Raw genomic sequence first — 17,915 nt, 5'->3', positions numbered from 1 at the left:
TCATGAGCACCTCAACCGCCGCACCGAAGGCCAGGAAGCAGCTCTCGAGCTCGATCCTGCTGTGGGTGCGGACCGACCAGCCTCGCCAGACCGGCATGGACTACTGGAAGGGCCCGCACTCCGGGATCATCTCGGCCAACCGCGGCCTCAAGGAGTACCGGCAGATCCACGTCGCCGAGGACAATGTGGGCCGCTGGCCGGCCACCGCCGGCATCGCTACCGCCATCCCGCACGACCGCAAGATCGACGGCATCGCCGAGGTCACCCTCAAGGGCGTGCTCTCCACGCTCCAAGGGCGCAAGCAGAACGCCATGGCGTACCAGGACGAGATCAACGTCTTCCGCCGCACCCTGCTCTACGCCGGCCTCCCGGGCATGTCCCGCTGGTACGACGTCGCACCCGGCGAGCCGGTCGGCTCGCGCGCCGTCATCTACGTGCGTCGCCGCGACGGCGTGAGCGCACGGACGTTCCGGAAGCTCGTCAACACGCAGCTCGTGTCAGCGATGGCCGGGACCGGACTCCTGAAGGAGCTGCGCACGCAGACGTTCCTGCCCTGGAGCCAGAAGCTGTGGGACACCCCCAACGTGGCCCACGACAACCCCGAGGACCAGCGCTTTCACGCCTCGGTGATGCTCGGGTTCGCCGATGACGCGGCTCGTGACGCGTTCTTCGCCGGCGACGCCATCCGGGGCCTGTCCGAGCAGCTCATTCCGCTGGCCGCGACGATCCATGCGTACGACGTCACGGCCGCCCTCACCTACGTGAAGGACGCCCGTGTCCTCCCGCACCACGAGGCGTAGGCCGGTGCCGGTCGCTCCTCCGTGGAAGGATGGAGCCCGGCCCTGTCAGAGCCCAGACCCGGAGGTTGCGCCATGACTCTCGCCTCCCAGCCGCTCGGCCGGCGCGAGCGCAACAAGCAGGAGAAGCTCGACCGCATCCTCACGGCCGCCAGCGAGCTGTTCGCCGAGCACGGCGTCGAGGACGTCACGACCCAGCAGATCGCCGACCAGGCTGACATCGGCACCGGGACGCTGTTCCTCTATGCCAAGACCAAGGGCGAGCTCCTCCTCATGGTGCAGAACACGCACTACGCCGAGGCGCTCGAACGGGGCCGGAAGGCGGCCGAGTCGGTCCCGGACGCGCTGGGTGCGGTGATGGCGATCATGCAGCCCATCGTGGAGTGCAACCGCACCCAGATCGCCAATGGTCGTACGTACCTGCGCGAAATGGTGTTCGGTGACCATGACGAGCCACATCACGGTGAGGCGCTCGCAATCTCCGCCCGGACCGAGGAGGCCCTTGCCGCCGCCCTCGCGCGCGACGAGTCCTTCGTCGACGACGCTGCGACGCTGGCTCACATCATCTCGGCGATCGGCTTCCTCAGCATGGCCACCCACGCGGACCCCGCCGTGAGCGACGAGACCGTCGTGGCCGACATCCGCGAGCAAGTGCAAACGCTGCTGCGGCGCTAGACGCGAGCTGAGCCGGCTCAGTGCCGGGGCGTCACCTTGCGGGTGCGTCGCAGGTTGCGCAGCTCGACGAGGTAGACGCCCAGGGCGAACAGCCCGAAAACGCCCAGCAGGATGAGCCAGCGCGGCTGGCCGGCTACGCCGTCTACCTCACCATCGCGATCGTCGCCTGGCGCGTGGCCCACCGCACTCCGCCGAAGAAGCCGGCGCGCTGGCCCGTCAACCCTCGACGATGGCTTCGGCCAGCTCCGCCCCGACGCGCAGGGCGCCATCGACGTGCTGGAACCCCAGGCCCGCCACGTCCGAGCTGCCGATCTGGATCGGGCCGACCGGCTCCCGGAGACGGGGCCCGAACCGGGTGAGCCCGCCGACGTCGAAGCTCGAGCCGTACGCTCCGCTGCCGAGCTCCTCGGAGGTCCAGTCGCTCTCGAAGTAGGTCAGCGGCGCGGCGGCCTGAGGGCCGAAGTACGTCGACAGCGACGACAGGACGACCTCGCGCCGCTCGTCTGCCGACAGCCTGAGCACGGCATCGGCCTGCAGGTCCGAGACGAAGCCCACCAGCGTCCCCCGCGGCTCGTCGTGGTTGGTGTTGTCGTACGCCTCGTGCACCACCTCGTACGGGCTGAAGGCCGTGCCCGAGAGCCCGGCGTCGCGCCAGAACGGTGACTCGTACGTCGCGTGCACCTTGATGACCTGCCCGAACGACTGGTGCTGGCGGGTCTCACGCTGGATCGACGGCAGCGGCGGCTCGAAGCGCACGCGGGTGACCGCGGTCGGCGGGATCGCGAGCACGAGGTGACGAGCACTGACGGTGAGGTCGCCGGACGAGACCGTGACGCCGGCGTCGGTCCAGGCGACCTTCTCGACGTCGCGGCCCGTGCGCACGGCGCTGCCGAGTCGCTCGGCCAGGCGGAGCGGCACCTGCTGCAGGCCGCCGATGACCCGCTTGTCGAGGATGAACTCGGAGTCGACCAGGTTGCTGAAGCTGCCCGCGCTCGCGGCCATGTGCACGGCCTGCAGGGCGGAGAACGTGTGCGCGGGCTTGGTCAGCATGGCCTGTGCGATGAACATGCCGATGTTGTCGCGCGCCTCTGGCTCGCTGCAGTTCTGCTCGAGCCAGCCGAGGAACGTGACCTGGTCGAGCTCTCGGGCACCCGGCATGTCCCACGGCCTCGCCGGGTCCATCTGCCCCGACAGCTCGTCGAGCAGGGCCGTGAGCCGGGCCATCTCGGCCTCGACCGCGTGGGCGACCGGGAGCTGCTCACCCGTGAACGTACGCCGCTGGCCGTCGAGGCCCACGTAGATCGACTCGCCCTCGCGGTGCCGCTCGAACGTCTCCAGGCCCAGCTCGCCCAGCATCGCCAGCAGCGCGTCCTGGTCAGGCGAGACCCACTGACCGCCGATCTCGAGATCGACGCCATCGACCTCGTCGGTCCACAGCCGGCCACCGACCCGCTCGCGCGACTCGAGCACCAGCACCGACCTGCCCGCGCGCTGCAGGGCGTACGCGGCGGACAGTCCCGTCGCTCCGGCGCCCACGACCAGGACGTCGACCTCTTGATTCGTCATGGTCCAGTCCTACACGAACCACGTGATTCGACCGCCGCAGGCGCCGCCCGCGGCTACTTGACCAGCACGCCACCGTCGATCGGCAGCGCCACGCCGGTGATGTAGCGCGACTCCTCCGAGGCCAGGAACAGGACCGCGTTGCTGACGTCGATCGACTCGACCCATGGGATCGGGTAGAGGATCGACTCGCCGGACGCCTGCGCGAAGTCCTCCTTGGTCGGGTTCTCGATGTCGGGGCTGAACAGCTTGTACATGTCGGGGTGCTGCACCATGGGCGTGTCGACCTGCGTGGGGTTGACCGTGTTGACGCGGATGTGGTGCTCGGCCAGCTCCTGCGCCAACGTCTTCATGAGCCCGACGACGCCGTGCTTCGCGGAGACGTAGTGGCCCACTCCGGCGTACGACCGCAGGCCCGCGACCGACGACGTCAGGATGATCGACCCGCCCGTGCCCTGCCTGATGAGATGCGGGATCGCCGCCTTCGCGGTGCGCCAGACGCCGCTGAGGTTGATGTCGATCATCTGCGCCCAGGTCTCCTCCGACAGCTCCTCCACAGCGCCGAACGAGAGGATGCCGGCGTTGGCCGACACGATGTCGACGTGGCCGAACTGCTCGACGCCCGCGTCGAGGGCGATGCGCAGCGACTCGAAGTCACGGACGTCCGCGTGCGCGGAGTGGATGCGGCGCCCGGTCGCCTCGACCAGTCGCACCGTCTCCTGCATGTCCTCGTCGGTGGCCATCGGGTACGTGACCGTGTCGATGTCCTTGAGTGCATCGACGGCGATGATGTCGGCGCCCTCCTCCGCGAGCTTGACCGCGTGACTGCGGCCCTGTCCGCGTGCTGCGCCGGTGATGAAGGCGACCTTGCCCTCGACTCGTCCTGCCATGTTCCGTCCTCCTCGGGATGCGTGCGGCCACGCGTGCGGCCGCCTGGTTCTACTTGATGAGCACGCCGGCATCGACCGGCAGTGCGACACCGGTGATGTACCTGGACTCGTCAGAGAGCAGGAACAGCACGGAGTTGCTGACGTCCCGAGACTCCACCCACGGTATGGGAAGAGCGTTCATCGATTGCGAGATCGGGGCGAAGTCCTCGCGGGTGGGGTTCTCGATGTCGGGGCAGAACAACCGGTACATCGGGTCGTTCATGATCATCGGGGTGTCGACCTGGGTCGGGTTGACGGTGTTGACGCGGATGTGGTGCTCGGCGAGCTCCTGGGCCAGGGTCTTCATCAGGCCGTTGATGCCGTGCTTCGCGGCGGTGTAGTGCGCGATGTTGGCATAGCCCTTGAGGCCCGCAGCCGAGCTCGTGAGCACCATCGACCCGCCGGTGCCCTGGCCGACGAGATACGGGATCGCGGCCTTCACGGTGCGCCACGTGCCGCCGAGGTCGATGTCGATGACGGTGTGCCACTGCTCCTCGGTGATCTCGTGCGCCGGCGCCGGGTTGTTGATCCCCACGTTGGCGCACACGGCATCGAGGCGGCCCAGCTCGTCGACGCCCTCGCGGAGCGCTGCGTCGATCGAGGCGGAGTCCCGTACGTCGGCGACGCGGGCGACGATGCGACGACCCAGCGCCTCGACCTGGCGCACGGTCTCGTCGAGGTCGGCCTTGGTGGCCAGCGGGTACGGCACCTCGGGCAGGTCCTCGCAGAGGTCGATCGCGATGATGTCCGCGCCTTCCTCGGCGAGTCGCACGGCGTGGCTGCGACCCTGCCCGCGGGCGGCACCCGTGACGAACGCGACCTTGCCCGCCATCCGCCCGGTCATTTGATCATCCCGTAGCGACGACGATCGATCGTGAGGGCGACGGCCGCGATGACGACGGCGCCCTTGACGACGAGCTGGGTGTACGGGTCGACCGATGTGATGTCCATCCCGGCGCTCAACAGCACGATGACGAGCGCGCCGAGGAGCGTACGGTGAGGTCCGCCGACGCCTCCCGACAACGCCGTGCCGCCGACGACGATCGCGGCGATCGAGTTGAGCAGGCTCGCATCGGCGCCCATCGGGACGCCCGTGCTGGCCTGACCCGTGAAGATGATGCCGGCGATCGCAGCGACGCCACCGGCGAGTGCGAACACCGCGAGCTTGACGGCCCGCACGCGTACGCCGCTCAGACCCGCGGCCCGCTCGTTGCCGCCCACCGCGTACATGTGCCGGCCGAACGGCGTGGCGAACGCGACGACCGTGGCGATCGCGGTCAGCACGATCGCGATCAGGGCACCGTTGGGGACATTGGGGATCGTCGAGTCGTTGATGAGCGTCTGCAGCAGCCCGGACTGGTACGACACGGGGCCGCCGTCCGAGATCGAGTTGGACACGCCGTCGAGGATCGACATCATGCCGAGCGTCACCAGGAACGACGGCACCTTCAGCCAGGTCGTGATGATGCCGTTGACCAGGCCGACGAACGCACCGACCGCGATGACCATGACGATCGCGAGCGTGCCGCCGAAGTCGTCGATCCACGTCGCGATGAGGATGCCGGCGAGCGTCGCGTTGGCGGCGACCGACAGGTCGATGCCACCGATCAGGATCACGAACGTGCCGGCGAGCGCGAGGACCGTCAGGAAGGCCATCTGGCGCAGGATGTTCTGGGCCGAGTCGGCCGACACGAACGACGAGGTCTGCGACTGGAAGTAGATCACCAGCGCGATCACGGCGATCGTCGGCACGAGCACGTTGCGGTACTGGTCGAGGCGGGCCAGGGCCCCACGCCCCCCTCCGCCGGGGGGAGCCGGAGGGGGCGACGTGGGTGTCTGCGGGGCTATCACGTTGGTCATGGGTTCCTCACATCATGTGTTTGATGACGTCGACCTCGGTCGGCTTGGCGGCTGTGGGTGAGGACAGCTCGGCGGTGACCCGACCGTCCTTCATGACGATGATCCGGTCGGACATGCCGATGACCTCCTCGAGCGACTCGGCGCACAGCAGCACACCGATGCCGTCTGCGGCCATCTCCCGGATGAGTCCGTAGATCTCCTCGCGGGTCCCGACGTCGATGCCGCGCGTCGGGTCGTTGAGCACGAGGACGCGGCACCGGCGGCCCTGCCACCGGGCGAACACGGCCTTCTGCTGGTTGCCGCCGCTGAGCTCACCGATCGGCGTGCTGAGCGACGGCGCCTTGATCTGCAGGCGCTTGGCGAGCGCCGTGGATCGCGTGCGCTCCTCCCGCAGCCGGATCAGGCGGTTCCACGGAGTCTGGAGCAGGTCGAGGAAGCCGATCGAGATGTTGGACCGGATCGACGTCGTGGTGAAGAGCGAGTCGTGGGCGCGCTCGGGCGGCACGTACAGCACGCCTTCCTGCACCGCCTTGGCCACGTTCCATCGCGTACGAGGGCGGCCGTCGAGCAGCAGCTCGCCGGTGTGGAGGCGCTCGGCGCCCGCGACGGCTGCCGCGAGCGTCGACTTGCCCGATCCGATGACGCCGGCGACGCCGACGATCTCGCCGGGCCGGATGACCAGGTCGACGTCCTCGAACTCGCCCGTGACGCTCGCCCCGCGGAGCTCGACGACCGGCTCCTCGGCGCTCGCACCGCCCTGCTCGTCCTCGCGGTAGTAGTCGGCGCTGCGCTCGCTGCCGACCATGAGCTCGTGCAGGTGCTCGGGCGAGACCCCGACGTTGGGGAGCGTCTCGATCGCGCGGCCGTCGCGCAGCACCAGCAACCGGGTGCTGATCTTGAGGACGTCCTGCAGGATGTGCGAGACGAAGATGAACGAGACCCGGTCCTTCCACCGCTCCACGAGCGAGAACAGGATCTCGACCTCGGTCTCGCTCAGCGCGCTGGTGGGCTCGTCCAGCAGGATCACCGGAGCCGCCGAGCCGGTGCGCGTACGGGAGAACGCCTTCGCGATCTCGATCAGCTGGCGCTGCGGGTACGACAGCTCGACCACGACGGCATCGGCATCGACGCCCGTGATGTGCAGGTCCTCGAGCAGCTTCCTCGCCGCCGCCCGCAGGCGCCGGCGGCGGCCCGGCCCACGGCCGCCGACGGCGCTCTCCCTGCCGAGGTAGATGTTCTCGTAGACGCGCAGCGACTCCACGAGCGCCTGCTCCTGGACGACCACCGAGATGCCGAGCGAGCTCAGCGCCCGGGGGTCGCCCAGCGGCGCCGCCTGCCCGTGGACCTGCATGGTCCCTGCGTCGGGCCGGACGGTGCCGCTGAGCACCCCGATGAGCGTGGACTTGCCGGCACCGTTCTCACCGATGAGGCCGAGGACCTCCCCCGGCCGTACCTCGAGCGAGACGTCGCGCAGGGCATGGACCGGACCGTACGTCTTGGAGACGCCGGTGAGCTCGATGGTTGACGTGGTGGACATCGTCAGGCGACGAGATCGCTCTTGAACTCGAACAGGGGGCCGGTCTTGAACGCCGCGTCGTACTCCTTGCGGACGCCCTCGATGTCGGCCGAGTCCCACGCCGAGTTCAGCTTGTACTGGTCCTGCTTGACGCCGGCGTAGTACTCCTTGGGGTCGATCGGGTTGAGGACCGTCTGCGGGTCCCAGGAGTCCGGGTTCAGCGCCTTGCTCATCTTGGCCCAGTCGAACGGCAGCTGCTTCTGGTAGATCGACTTCAGCACCTTGTCCGCCGAGTCGGGCTTGACCAGCAGGGCGCCCTGGGCGAGGAACGTCTCGGGCAGCTTGAACTTCACGCCGTTGAGCGCGTCGAACGTCGTCACGCCGAGCAGGCCTGCCGTCAGTCCGCCGATCGTGGCGCTGGTCAGGAACTGCTTGCCGTCCGCGATGTACTGGACGTTCTGCTGGTTGCCGTCGAAGCCCGTCACGACCTTGTCCTTGATGCCCTGCGCGTCGAGGGCCGCGATGACACCTGCGGCCTCGCTGTCGTTCTGCGCGAAGACCCCGACGAAGTCCTTGACCTTGGGCAGGATGTTGGTGAACGACTTGCGCGCGTCCTCCGACGTCCAGTTGCCGGGCGACGCCGTGACGATGGTGATGTCGGGATAGTCCTTGAGTGCCGCGTTGAGGCCGGCGGTGCGCTGGTCGTCCGCGGACGAGCCCTTCTGACCGGGCACGTGGATGATCGTGCCCTTCTTGCCGACCTCATCGAACAACGCCCGAGCCGTGGCCTCGGCGATCTTGGTCGACATCGGCGTGATGAAGCGGACCCACTTGTCGGCGTCCGCAGGCGTGTACCAGGCCGGTGCGGTGTAGGAGCTGGCGTAGAGGATGCCGGCAGCCTGTGCCGCCTTGGTGACCGCTGCCGCCTGGGCCTCGGTCGCCGGGGTGCCGAAGATCGACTTGCCGCCGGCGGCCTTGACGTTGCCGACCTGACCGAGGGCGGTGTTGACGTTGCCCTGGTCCTCCAGCGAGGCCACCTGGACGCCGAGCGCCTTCATGGCCTGCTTGCCGCCTTCGTTGAACGCGACGAAGAAGTCGTTCGACAGGGTCGTGACCTGGATCCAGGCCTTCTCCTTGACCTTGCCCCCGCCGCCTCCGGAGGACTTCGAGCCGTCACTCGTGCTCCCGCCGCACGCGGCGACGCCGAGGGTGATGCCGGCGGCTCCGGCGACTGCAAGGAAGGAGCGCCGTGAGACCGGGCTCGCGAAGTGGCCGTTCTTGGCGTACTCGACGATCTTTGATTCGGTTGAAGCCATGATGGGGGGTCCTTTTGTGCAGGTGGCCGAACGGCCGTGGTGGGGGATCTCCGCGTACGCGTCGACCGTGGTGGGCGGCTTTCAGTCCTCCGTGCGGTCCGACAGCAGCTGCCGGACGAACCAGGAGGTGGCGTGCTCCGCGGCGGCCGCGAGCTTGTCGCGATCGCTGTAGAGCGTCATGTGTGAGGTGTGCGGAAGGACCACGAGCTCCTTCTTGTGCGTCGGGATCGCGTTGAAGCTCTCGATCTCGAGGTCCCAGAGGGTCAGGTCGTCACCCTCGGCGACGATCATCAGGGTCGGCGTGTCGTAGATGCGGTCGACGAAGTAGTTGACGTCGTAGTCGAGCAGCAGGTCGACGGACTCCATCGTGCTGAGGTTCTGGTAGAGCGGAGCCTCGGTGGCCTGCAGCTGGGCGAACGTCGTCTTGGTCTCCGGGAACGGCCAGGCGGAGACCTCGTTCTCGGGCTCCTCGGTGGCGTGCGGGAGGTAGAGCCGCTTGGCGGGGTCCTCGTAGCGCAACTGGCGGTCCTCGAGGATCGCCTGCCACAGCCGGCGCCAGCCCATCGTGCCGTGGACCCGGCGCATGTTGCGGTAGCCGTCGACGACCGGGATCTGGCTCACGATCGCCTTGACCCGCGGATCGGTCGCCGCGATGCGCAGGACGTGGCCTCCCGAGTAGGAGATGCCCCAGGCGCCGAGCCGGTCGGCGTCGATGCCGGGCGTGCGCTCGAGGAAGCTCAGCGCGTTCTGGTAGTCGCGGACCTGGGCGGTCGGGTCGAGATGCTGGCGGGGCTCCCCGTCGGAGACCCCGAGGTTGCGGTAGTCGAAGACCAACGCGGCGATGCCGGCAGCGGCGAACGCCTCGGCGTAGTAGGGCATCACGAGCTCGCGGACGTAGCACCAGCCACCGGCCAGGACGACCGCCGGCACGTCACCGGCGTCGCCGTCCGGACGGTAGAGCCAGCCGCGGACAGTCGTCCCCTCGCTCAGGAACTCGACATCTTCTCGGCGCATCTGCGCTCCCTTGGGGTGTGGGTTCGGGTGGCGTGATCACCATCGGCGTGATGGCAGTCACATCAGTTGTCAAGTGATACTGGACACCAGATTTCGTTCGGCGTCAAGTGTCACTGGACAGAAATTTCTGTCAAGTGTCACTGGACACCGTGGGGATCGCCGGTCTACTGTCCGGAGAGCCGCACGATCGGGACGGAGGTGCTCACGCCACATGGACAGCGACGAATTGCTGCACGCGTACGGCCGGATGTCGGTCATCCGGCGCATGGAGGAACGCATCTCCACGCTGTACGCCCAGGACGCGATCCCCGGCTTCGTGCACACCTCGATCGGGCAGGAGGCGTGTGCCGTCGGCGCGCTGTTCCACGCCCGCGTCGACGACATCATCACCTCGACCCATCGCGGTCACGGCCACGTGCTCGCCAAGGGCCTCGAGCCCCGACGCGTGCTCGCCGAGCTCATGGGCAAGGAGACCGGCGCCTGCCGGGGCCGGGGCGGCTCGATGCACGTCGCCGACCCGAGCCTCGGCATCTTCGGCGCCAACGGCATCGTCGGTGCTGGCCTGCCGATCGCCGTCGGCGCCGCGCACGCGCAGCGCGCCAAGGCGGCGGGCGACGCCGTGGTCAGCTTCTTCGGCGACGGCGCCGTGGCGACCGGCGCGTTCCACGAGGCGGTCAACCTCGCCGCGCTCTGGCACCTGCCCGTGGTGTTCTTCTGCGAGAACAACGGGTTCTCGGAGTTCTCCCGCGCCGAGGACCAGCACCCCGTCCCGATCCCCCAGCGCGCACTCGCGTACGGGATCGACGTCGTCCAGCTCGACGGCGCCGACGTGGAGGCCGTGGCCGACGGCATGCGGGTCGTCCTCGAACGGGTCCGCCGCGGCGAGGGCCCGATCCTCGTCGAGGCGTCGACCGTACGGGTGCACGGCCACTACGAGGGCGACCAACAGCGCTATCGCGACGCCGCCACGATGGCGGCCGAGGTCGCGGCCGCCGACCCCCTCACCCTCACGCGCGTACGACTGCTCGCCCGCGGCGTGTCCGAGGACAAGCTCGCCACGATCGAGCAGCAGGCCCTGGCGACCGTCGACGAGGCCGAGGAGTTCGCCCGGGCATCGGCGGAGCCACCGGCCGCGTCGGCACACGACTTCGTCTACGCCCCACGGTCAGTCACGCCCGAGCCCGCTCGCCCTGCCGCCGATCGTCCGGTCGTGTCGCAGTCCAAGATCATCCGGCAGGCACTCGGCGACGCGCTCGACGCCGACCCCTCGGTGTTCCTCGCCGGCATCGACGTCGCCGGGGGCAACGTGTTCGGCCTGACTCGCGGGCTCGCCGAGGCGCACCCCGGCCGGGTCCTCGACACCCCGATCTCCGAGTCCGCGATCATGGGGCTCGGCGTCGGAGCGGCGATGGCCGGGCTGCGGCCGGTCGTCGAGCTGATGTATCTCGACTTCCTCGGCGTGTGCCTCGACCAGCTGATGAACCAGGCGGCGAAGCTGCGCTTCATGACCGGCGGCGCCGTCACCGTGCCGATGGTCGTCCGCACCCAGTTCGGGTCGGGCCGGTCGTCCGGCAGCCAGCACTCCCAGAGTCTCGAGGCGATCCTCGCCCACATCCCCGGGCTGACCGTCGTGATGCCGAGCTCGGGCACCGATGCGTACGGGCTGCTGCGCAGCGCGATCGAGGACGACAACCCGGTCGTGTTCATCGAGCACCGGCTGCTCTACGAGAAGAAGTCGGCGTTGCCCGACGCGTCGTACCGCCTGCCGCTCGGCAAGGCCCATGTCGTACGCCCCGGGGCCGACGTCACGATCGTCGCGTGGTCGCGCATGGTGACGCACGCCCTCGACGCGGCCGAGACGCTGGCGGCCGAGGGCATCGACGCCGAGGTGATCGACCTCCGCACGATCGTCCCGCTCGACCGGGAGACTGTCCTCGAGTCGTTCGCCCGCACCAACCGCATGGTGATCGCCCAGGAGGCCGTGACGGACTTCGGCGTCGGCGCCGAGCTCGCCGCGATGGCCGTCGGACCCGGCTTCTGGTCGCTCGACGCGCCCGTCGTCCGGGTGGGCGCCAGCTATTCGCCGGCGCCGTACGCCCCGGTGCTCGAACGGGTGTGGGAGGCGGGGGCGGCCGACATCGTCGCCGCGGCACGCGAGGTCATGGCATGCTGACCGCGACGCGACCCCACCACCTCGCAGCGGCGACACCCGCGGCGACGCTGCCCGACCGACTGCGCGTCGCCGCGACGGCCTTCCCCGACGCCGAGGCGCTGGTCGACGGCACGACCCGCCTCACGTACGCCCAGCTCATGGCGCAGGCCGAGGCCTTCGCCGGCGCCCTGCGCGAGGGTGGGCTGGTCACCGGCGACGTCGTGCTCATCCAGCTGCCCAACTGGTGGGAGACCGTGGTCGCGGTGTGGGGCACGTGGCTCGCGGGCGGGGTGGTGCTGCCGGTCGTGCCGATCTATCGCGCCCACGAGCTGGCGTTCATCATCGACCAGGTCGATCCCGCGGTCCTGGTCGCACCGATGACGTATCGCGGCCACGACCACGCCGTCGAGCTGAGGGACCTGGCGCCGGGGCGGCTCGTCGTCGGCGTACGCATGACGGCCGAGGTCGAGGGGATCACGCCGTTCGAGGCCATGCAGTCGGCTGCGACACTGGCAGTCTCGACAGCGGCCGACGACGTCGCCCTGGTGCTCTACACCTCGGGCACGACGTCGGCCCCCAAAGGCGCCCTGCACAGCCATCGCACGCTCCTCGCCGAGAGCGCGAGCATCCGGGACGCCTGCCGGCTGACTTCGGCCGACCGGGTCTTCATGCCGTCGCCACTCAGCCACATCACGGGCCTCTCGTACGCCGTCGTGCTGACGGCAGACATCGGCGCGGCCGCCGTGCTGCTGGATCGGTGGGACCCCGAGCCGGCCGTCGCGTTGATCGAGGCGGAGCGCTGCACGTTCACGGTGAGCGCCACCCCGTTCCTGCGCGGCCTCTGCGAGACGTACGACAGCCATTCCTCCCTGCGTACGTTCATCTGTGGCGGCGCGGACATCCCGCCCGACCTCGTGCGGCGCGCACACGCCGTGATGGGCACCGCCGTCGTGCGGACGTACGGGTCGACCGAGCTGCCGACGCTCGCCATGGCAGACCCGTTCGGCGACCTGGACGCGGCGGCCGACGGCGAGGGCACCGTGATCGGGCAGAACGAGATGACCATCCGGGCCGCCGACGGCGTGCCCGAGCTGCTGGCCCGCGGGCCAGAGCTGTTCCTCGGCTACGTCGACGCGTCGTTGAACGACGCCAGCTTCACGCCCGACGGGTTCTTCCGCACGGGCGACACGGCCGTGATCGAGCCCGACGGGACCCTGCACATCTCCGGGCGGATCAAGGACATCATCAATCGCGGCGGCGAGAAGTACAGCGCCGCCGAGGTCGAGTGGGCGCTCCTCGACCACCCCCTCGTCAGCGAGGTCGCGATCGTCGGCTATCCCGACGACACACTCGGCGAGCGCGCGTGCGCCTTCGTCGTACCCGCCTCAGCTGGTCCCCCGACCCTCGACGAGCTGCGCGCGCACCTCGTCGACGCAGGATTTGCCGTCCAGAAGAGTCCCGAGCGTTTGGAGATCGTCATGGAGCTACCCCGCACCGCCAGCGGCAAGATCCAGAAGTTCCGGCTGCGTGAGGGTCTAGGCTGGGCCGCGTTGCCTACCGAAGTGGAGTCGCGGAGATGACAGCCAACGGGGGAACGTCGTCGCGCGGATCAGGACGTCCCGGGCCCAAGGCCAACGGGGCGCACGGCGGCGGCCTGGGGACCACGGTCGGCCAGAACGTCCGCGCCGAGCGTGAACGGCTCGGCATCTCCGTGCGCGAGCTCGCCCGCCGGCTCGGGGTCTCCGCATCGTTCCTGTCGCAGTTCGAGCTCGGCCAGAGCAAGGCTGCGGTCAACACGTTGTTCGCCATCGCGTCGGAGCTCAACCTCTCGCTCGACGAGCTGCTCGGCAGCAGCGTCGACACGGGCCGTGACGGCGGACCCTCGCCAGCGCGTCCCCGGGTGCTCGACAAGCAGGACGCCGCGGAGTTCGAGGAGTACCTCACCCTGCAGAACGGCGTCCGCTGGAAGCGCCTGGCGGACACCCCTGCCGACCACCACGTGCAGTTCCTGTTGACGGAGTACGACCCCGGATCCGACTCGGCGCCCGGCGACTCGCCGCAGCAGCACCCCGGCGACGACTACGGCTACGTCCTCGAAGGCAGCCTGACGGTCGAGGTCAACGGCGACCAGCGGACGCTCAGCGCCGGAGAGGCGATCCACCTGCGCGGCGACGTGCCCCACCGGCTGCGCAACACGACCGACCAGCTCGTCCGCGCCGTGTGGTTCGTCGTCGGATGACGCTGGCGGCTATGCCGACAGGCCCGCGTAGCCCTCGCGGTAGGTCGGGAAGCTTGGCGCCCAGCCGCTGGCGCGCAGACGCGCGTTGGTGAACCGCTTGCCGTGTCCGAGCGCCGCGTCGGCTGAAGGAGGGGCGGGCGCGCCCATCTGTGCGGCCAGGTGGGCAGCGACATCGCCCAGGAGCGCGGGCTCGTCGTCGGTCCCGACATAGAGCGGCTCCGGCGGCGTGTCCCGAGTGAGCAGATGGACCACCGCGGCGGCGGCGTCATCGCGGTGGATGCGGTTGGTCCACCGGTTCGGGTCGGTCACCGTTCCGGCGCGCACCTGGTCGACCAGTCGCGTGCTGCCGTGGCCGTAAAGCCCTGAGAGGCGCAGGACCGTGCCGCCCGGCACTCGATCGGAGAACACCCGCTCGGCCTCGAGCAGCATCCGTGCCGGCCCATCGGCAGGGCGGGGAGTCGTGGACTCGTCGGCCAGCACGGCCGGGTCCAGGTCGCCGAACACTCCCGTCGACGACACGAGCACTGCACGCCGCGGTACCTGACCGGATGCGGCCAGCGCGTCGAGCGCGCGGGTCATGCCCTCGACATACGTCGCGCGGTAGTTCTCCTCGGTCCGGGGCCTGGCGGTCAACGCCACGACCAGGTACGCCAGGTCGAGCGGCGGAAGGTCTGGTTGTTCGCGGGTGAGATCCACTGACAGACCCCGCAGAGGTTGCGGGACGAGCTCGGCGCGGCGGCGCAGGGCGAGCACGGCGTGGCCCCGCGCGGCGAGCCGTTGGCCCACGTCACCACCAAGGTCGCCACAGCCGACCAGCACCACGTCCGGAGTCACGTCACGAGGCTAGGCGCTCAGGCCATGGCGCCGGCGCCTCACCCCGCTCGACTCGTGCGCGATCCGATTGGTCAGACCTGAATCTTCCCGCCTCCGACAGGAGGCGAACCCGCGACATCCTGCGGGCACGAGCGGCGCAGACTCGCTGGCGGCGGCACCGCGGGATGGCACGACAGTTGAGCGAATGGTGTCGCGCCACTGACTAGTGCGACAGGAGAGCCGGCAGAGGTTCGAACACGGACTCCGCTTGACGCGCCAGGTCGAGGAGTTTCCTGTCATGACCGTGTGCGCCGTCGAACTCGATCCCGATGGGCAGGCCCGAACGGTTCAACCCAGTGGGGATGCTGACACCCGGTATCCCGGCGCCACTGGTGGGCACCGTGTTCTTGGCCAGGACCAGGTCGTCGACCTCCACTCCTGAGATCGTGAACTTCCACTGCTGGTCAATTGAGGGGGCTGCGGAGGGCGTGGTGGGAAACACCAGAGCGTCGAATCCACCCAAGGTGAACACGTCGCCGAGGCGACGTTGAATCTCCGGACGGTCGACAGACATTGCTGATCTGTAGGCGTCCTCGGTGAGGTGGCCCGGTCCGCTCGGCAGGACCAGGTGGCCCCACACGTCCTTGAGCTGCGGCTTCAGGTCGCGGTAGATCTCCTCGAACGAGGCCGGGAACTCATTGCGGCGGAGGAACTCCGAAACACCTTCCTTCGTCTCGCGGAAGAAGATGTCCCACGTCACCCGGCCCGCCATCTCGGAGAAGTCGTCGCCAAGGTCGACCTCCTCAACTTCGGCTCCGGCGTCCCTCAGACGGAGCAACGCGTCCTCGAATTGCGCCATGGTCTCGGCGTCGACGAGATCCAGGTACTGCCTGGGCGCGTAGGCGAGTCTGGCGCCCTTCAGATCGGATCGGTGAGGCTGAGAGCCAGCTTCGTTCGTGACGACCTGGTCGACCACCATGCAGTCCTCGACCGTACGCGCAAACACGCCCGTCGTGTCGAGCGTGTGCGAGATCGGTGCGACGCCATCGCGCGGCCATCGTCCCGTGGTGGGCTTGAAACCGACCACCCCACACAGGGAAGCCGGCACCCTGATGGAGCCGACCGTGTCGCCGCCCAACGCCGCAGGCACGATGCCTGCAGCCACGGCGGCCGCGGAGCCACTCGATGATCCACCCGAGACATGATCGGGGGCGTGAGGGTTCTTGACCTGTCCGTGGTGTTGGTTGTGGCCAGTCAGCCCGAAAGACATCTCCACGAGGTTGTTCTTGCCGAACACGAGCCCGCCGGCCGCCTTGATGGCGGCCACGACGTCGGCGTCCGTCTCCGGCACGAATTGTGCCAATGTCTTCACGCCGAGGGTCGTACGCAGGCCACGCGTCTGGTAGCTGTCCTTCACCCCGACCGGGACTCCGAGCAGCGGCGCCACGATTCCTGCGGCGCGAGCATTGTCTGCCTCTACCGCTGCCGCCAGCACGGCGGATTCGTCAATCGTGATGAACGAGTTGAGGCCGGACAATCGTCGAGCGCGGCTCAGCATGGCGGAGGTGTAGGCCTCAGACGTGATGCCACCGTCGCGGATTGCAGCAGCAGCCGCTGCTACGCCGAGCTCGGCGAGAGAATCCTCGTCAGACGTGGGCTCGATGTCAGTGAATGCTTCCTGGTCGTTCATGAGTACCTCTCTGGGCTTGGTCGTCTCGGGATCACATCTGGGAACCGGGAGCGGCAGTCAAGGCAGCTGGAACCCGAACGTTCAGGAGCTCGAGGAGATCGGCGACCTTGCGATCCAGCTCTGCTCCGACAGCAGCGATCTCCGGGGCGTCGAAGCTGCCAAATCGGGTGCTGGGTTGATCGATCGAGAACCGGGTCAGACCCTGCTCGTCGAGGTGAATCGTCGTCCGCAACGGGGCGTACAGCATCACTGCCGGATCATGCCGATACATACGTTCGGCAATCGTGTGATTTCCCATCAGGTAGGTGACGCAGGCGCCAGAATCACCCGCGAGCTGCATGAGCTCACTGACATCGCTGCCCCAGAACCGCATGAAGCCGTGTGGCGCGTTCTCCGCGGCAGCAGCCATCACGATGTCCCAGCTAGCGTGCTCGGCGCGCAGTTGAGCCATCCGTTGGAGATCCACGACCGGCACAGCTGCCTCGTACCGGTCCCGGAAGTCGGCAAAGGACGCTTCTGTATCAATCGACCACCGGATGACCTCATGGGGTGTTGAGACAGCGTTCTGAGTGGACATGGATCTCGATTCCTTCCTTGTTGCGAGGCGGAAGCGCGCTCGTCAAGGTTCAAAGTACAGTGATCGCTTTACCTTGACTCGAGGGTAGCAGCCAATTCGTCCGAGGTAAAACGATCGCTATACTTAACGCATGCCGCACCCACCAGAAGGCGCCTCCAAGGGAGGCCGTGGTGCGCAGGAGCGGATCCTGCGCACCACAGTCGAGCTCTTCGCGCGCGACGGAATCCACGCGACCGGCATCGCAGGACTGACGAATGCCGCCCACGTGTCGACCCGCACTCTCTACCAGCACTTTTCGAGCAAGGAGGCGCTCGTCAGCGCGTACCTGCGACGGCTCGAATCGGAACCTGATGGCCCGCTGCACGTCGAAACCATGCTGGAGCGTCGCGACATCAGCGCCCGCGAACGCCTTCTTGCCCTGTTCTCCGTGCGGCCGGATGACCCCAAGCCGAACACCGTCCTACGCGGCTGTCCCATGCACAACGCCGCCGTGGAGACAGCCGGAACCATGCCCGACGTCGCAGCACTGGTCGAACACCACAAGAGGTCCTTCATCGCTCGCTTGATCGAAACCGCCGCCGAAGCGGGTGCTCACGACCCCGAGGCCGTGGGCCGGCAACTCGCCGTGCTCTTCGAAGGCGCTCGCGCCATGTCCGCCTCACTCAATGACACCCAACCTTTCGAGGACGCCCAGAATGTGGCGACGAGTCTGATCGAGGGAATCGGCGGAACCAGCACAAGGATGGAGACAGGCCAATGAGATTTCTTCAGTCG

General features: G+C 68.5%; 17 protein-coding genes. 6 read left to right on the top strand and 11 right to left on the bottom strand.

All coding sequences use genetic code 11. From position 1 onward, the window contains the following. Positions 1 to 2 precede the first annotated feature (2 nt). Positions 3 to 800: a type 1 periplasmic-binding domain-containing protein gene (locus tag ESP70_RS19165; protein WP_149690932.1), complete on the top strand. Its 798-nt coding sequence runs from the start codon at positions 3 to 5 to the stop codon at positions 798 to 800. A gap of 72 nt (positions 801 to 872) precedes the next feature. Continuing rightward, positions 873 to 1,472 (top strand): TetR/AcrR family transcriptional regulator, encoded by a 600-nt coding sequence (locus ESP70_RS19160; RefSeq protein ID WP_149690931.1) that lies wholly within the window; start codon positions 873 to 875, stop codon positions 1,470 to 1,472. A 17-nt stretch (positions 1,473 to 1,489) separates the two neighbouring features. On the opposite strand, the gene ESP70_RS20245 is transcribed toward ESP70_RS19160, so the two are convergent. The 8 genes from ESP70_RS20245 to ESP70_RS19125 form a co-directional block, all read right to left on the bottom strand. Then, positions 1,490 to 1,654, bottom strand: coding sequence for a hypothetical protein (locus ESP70_RS20245; protein WP_188110717.1), 165 nt, complete (start codon positions 1,652 to 1,654; stop codon positions 1,490 to 1,492). 34 nt (positions 1,655 to 1,688) lie between these two features. Further along, a complete protein-coding gene (locus ESP70_RS19155; RefSeq protein ID WP_149690930.1) occupies positions 1,689 to 3,038 on the bottom strand; it encodes a flavin monoamine oxidase family protein in 1,350 nt (449 codons plus the stop codon). Between the two features lie 53 nt (positions 3,039 to 3,091). Then, positions 3,092 to 3,925, bottom strand: a complete 834-nt coding sequence (locus tag ESP70_RS19150; RefSeq protein WP_149690929.1) for a mycofactocin-coupled SDR family oxidoreductase — start codon at positions 3,923 to 3,925, stop codon at positions 3,092 to 3,094. A 49-nt stretch (positions 3,926 to 3,974) separates the two neighbouring features. After that, entirely contained in the window at positions 3,975 to 4,808 is an 834-nt protein-coding gene (locus tag ESP70_RS19145) for a mycofactocin-coupled SDR family oxidoreductase (protein WP_149690928.1), read from the bottom strand. After that, positions 4,805 to 5,824 (bottom strand): ABC transporter permease, encoded by a 1,020-nt coding sequence (locus ESP70_RS19140; protein WP_149690927.1) that lies wholly within the window; start codon positions 5,822 to 5,824, stop codon positions 4,805 to 4,807. Before ESP70_RS19140 ends, ESP70_RS19145 begins: the two co-directional genes overlap by 4 nt. A gap of 7 nt (positions 5,825 to 5,831) precedes the next feature. Then, positions 5,832 to 7,361, bottom strand: coding sequence for a sugar ABC transporter ATP-binding protein (locus ESP70_RS19135; RefSeq protein ID WP_149690926.1), 1,530 nt, complete (start codon positions 7,359 to 7,361; stop codon positions 5,832 to 5,834). 2 nt (positions 7,362 to 7,363) lie between these two features. Further along, positions 7,364 to 8,656 (bottom strand): sugar ABC transporter substrate-binding protein, encoded by a 1,293-nt coding sequence (locus tag ESP70_RS19130; protein ID WP_149690925.1) that lies wholly within the window; start codon positions 8,654 to 8,656, stop codon positions 7,364 to 7,366. 81 nt (positions 8,657 to 8,737) lie between these two features. Beyond that, complete coding sequence (locus ESP70_RS19125; protein ID WP_149690924.1) at positions 8,738 to 9,670, bottom strand: alpha/beta hydrolase; 933 nt, start codon at positions 9,668 to 9,670, stop codon at positions 8,738 to 8,740. Positions 9,671 to 9,881: 211 nt separating this feature from the next. Here ESP70_RS19125 and ESP70_RS19120 point away from each other — a divergent pair, with 211 nt between their 5' ends. Genes ESP70_RS19120 through ESP70_RS19110 form a run of 3 tightly spaced genes read left to right on the top strand, consistent with a single transcriptional unit; the run spans position 9,882 to position 14,061 of the window. Next, positions 9,882 to 11,843 (top strand): alpha-ketoacid dehydrogenase subunit alpha/beta, encoded by a 1,962-nt coding sequence (locus tag ESP70_RS19120; RefSeq protein WP_149690923.1) that lies wholly within the window; start codon positions 9,882 to 9,884, stop codon positions 11,841 to 11,843. Next, a complete protein-coding gene (locus tag ESP70_RS19115; protein WP_149690922.1) occupies positions 11,837 to 13,402 on the top strand; it encodes an AMP-binding protein in 1,566 nt (521 codons plus the stop codon). The genes ESP70_RS19120 and ESP70_RS19115 overlap by 7 nt, the downstream gene beginning before the upstream one ends. Continuing rightward, complete coding sequence (locus tag ESP70_RS19110; RefSeq protein ID WP_149690921.1) at positions 13,399 to 14,061, top strand: cupin domain-containing protein; 663 nt, start codon at positions 13,399 to 13,401, stop codon at positions 14,059 to 14,061. The genes ESP70_RS19115 and ESP70_RS19110 overlap by 4 nt, the downstream gene beginning before the upstream one ends. A gap of 9 nt (positions 14,062 to 14,070) precedes the next feature. On the opposite strand, the gene ESP70_RS19105 is transcribed toward ESP70_RS19110, so the two are convergent. From ESP70_RS19105 to ESP70_RS19095, 3 genes are all read right to left on the bottom strand, one after another. After that, positions 14,071 to 14,895 carry a Rossmann-fold NAD(P)-binding domain-containing protein gene (locus ESP70_RS19105; protein ID WP_223148804.1) on the bottom strand — a complete coding sequence of 275 codons (825 nt, stop codon included), beginning with the start codon at positions 14,893 to 14,895 and terminating at the stop codon, positions 14,071 to 14,073. A 202-nt stretch (positions 14,896 to 15,097) separates the two neighbouring features. Continuing rightward, on the bottom strand, positions 15,098 to 16,432 hold the full coding sequence (locus tag ESP70_RS19100) for an amidase family protein (protein ID WP_223148803.1): 1,335 nt from the start codon (positions 16,430 to 16,432) through the stop codon (positions 15,098 to 15,100). 163 nt (positions 16,433 to 16,595) lie between these two features. Further along, positions 16,596 to 17,141, bottom strand: a complete 546-nt coding sequence (locus ESP70_RS19095) for a DUF302 domain-containing protein (RefSeq protein WP_149690919.1) — start codon at positions 17,139 to 17,141, stop codon at positions 16,596 to 16,598. A gap of 130 nt (positions 17,142 to 17,271) precedes the next feature. On the opposite strand from ESP70_RS19095, the gene ESP70_RS19090 reads away from it, so the two are divergent. Next, positions 17,272 to 17,901 (top strand): TetR/AcrR family transcriptional regulator, encoded by a 630-nt coding sequence (locus ESP70_RS19090; RefSeq protein WP_149690918.1) that lies wholly within the window; start codon positions 17,272 to 17,274, stop codon positions 17,899 to 17,901. The last annotated feature ends 14 nt before the right edge of the window (positions 17,902 to 17,915 follow it).

Origin of the sequence: Aeromicrobium ginsengisoli (assembly GCF_004134905.2) — a bacterium.
GTDB classification, from domain to species: domain Bacteria; phylum Actinomycetota; class Actinomycetes; order Propionibacteriales; family Nocardioidaceae; genus Aeromicrobium; species Aeromicrobium ginsengisoli.
This window is presented reverse-complemented; position numbering and strand designations above follow the sequence as displayed.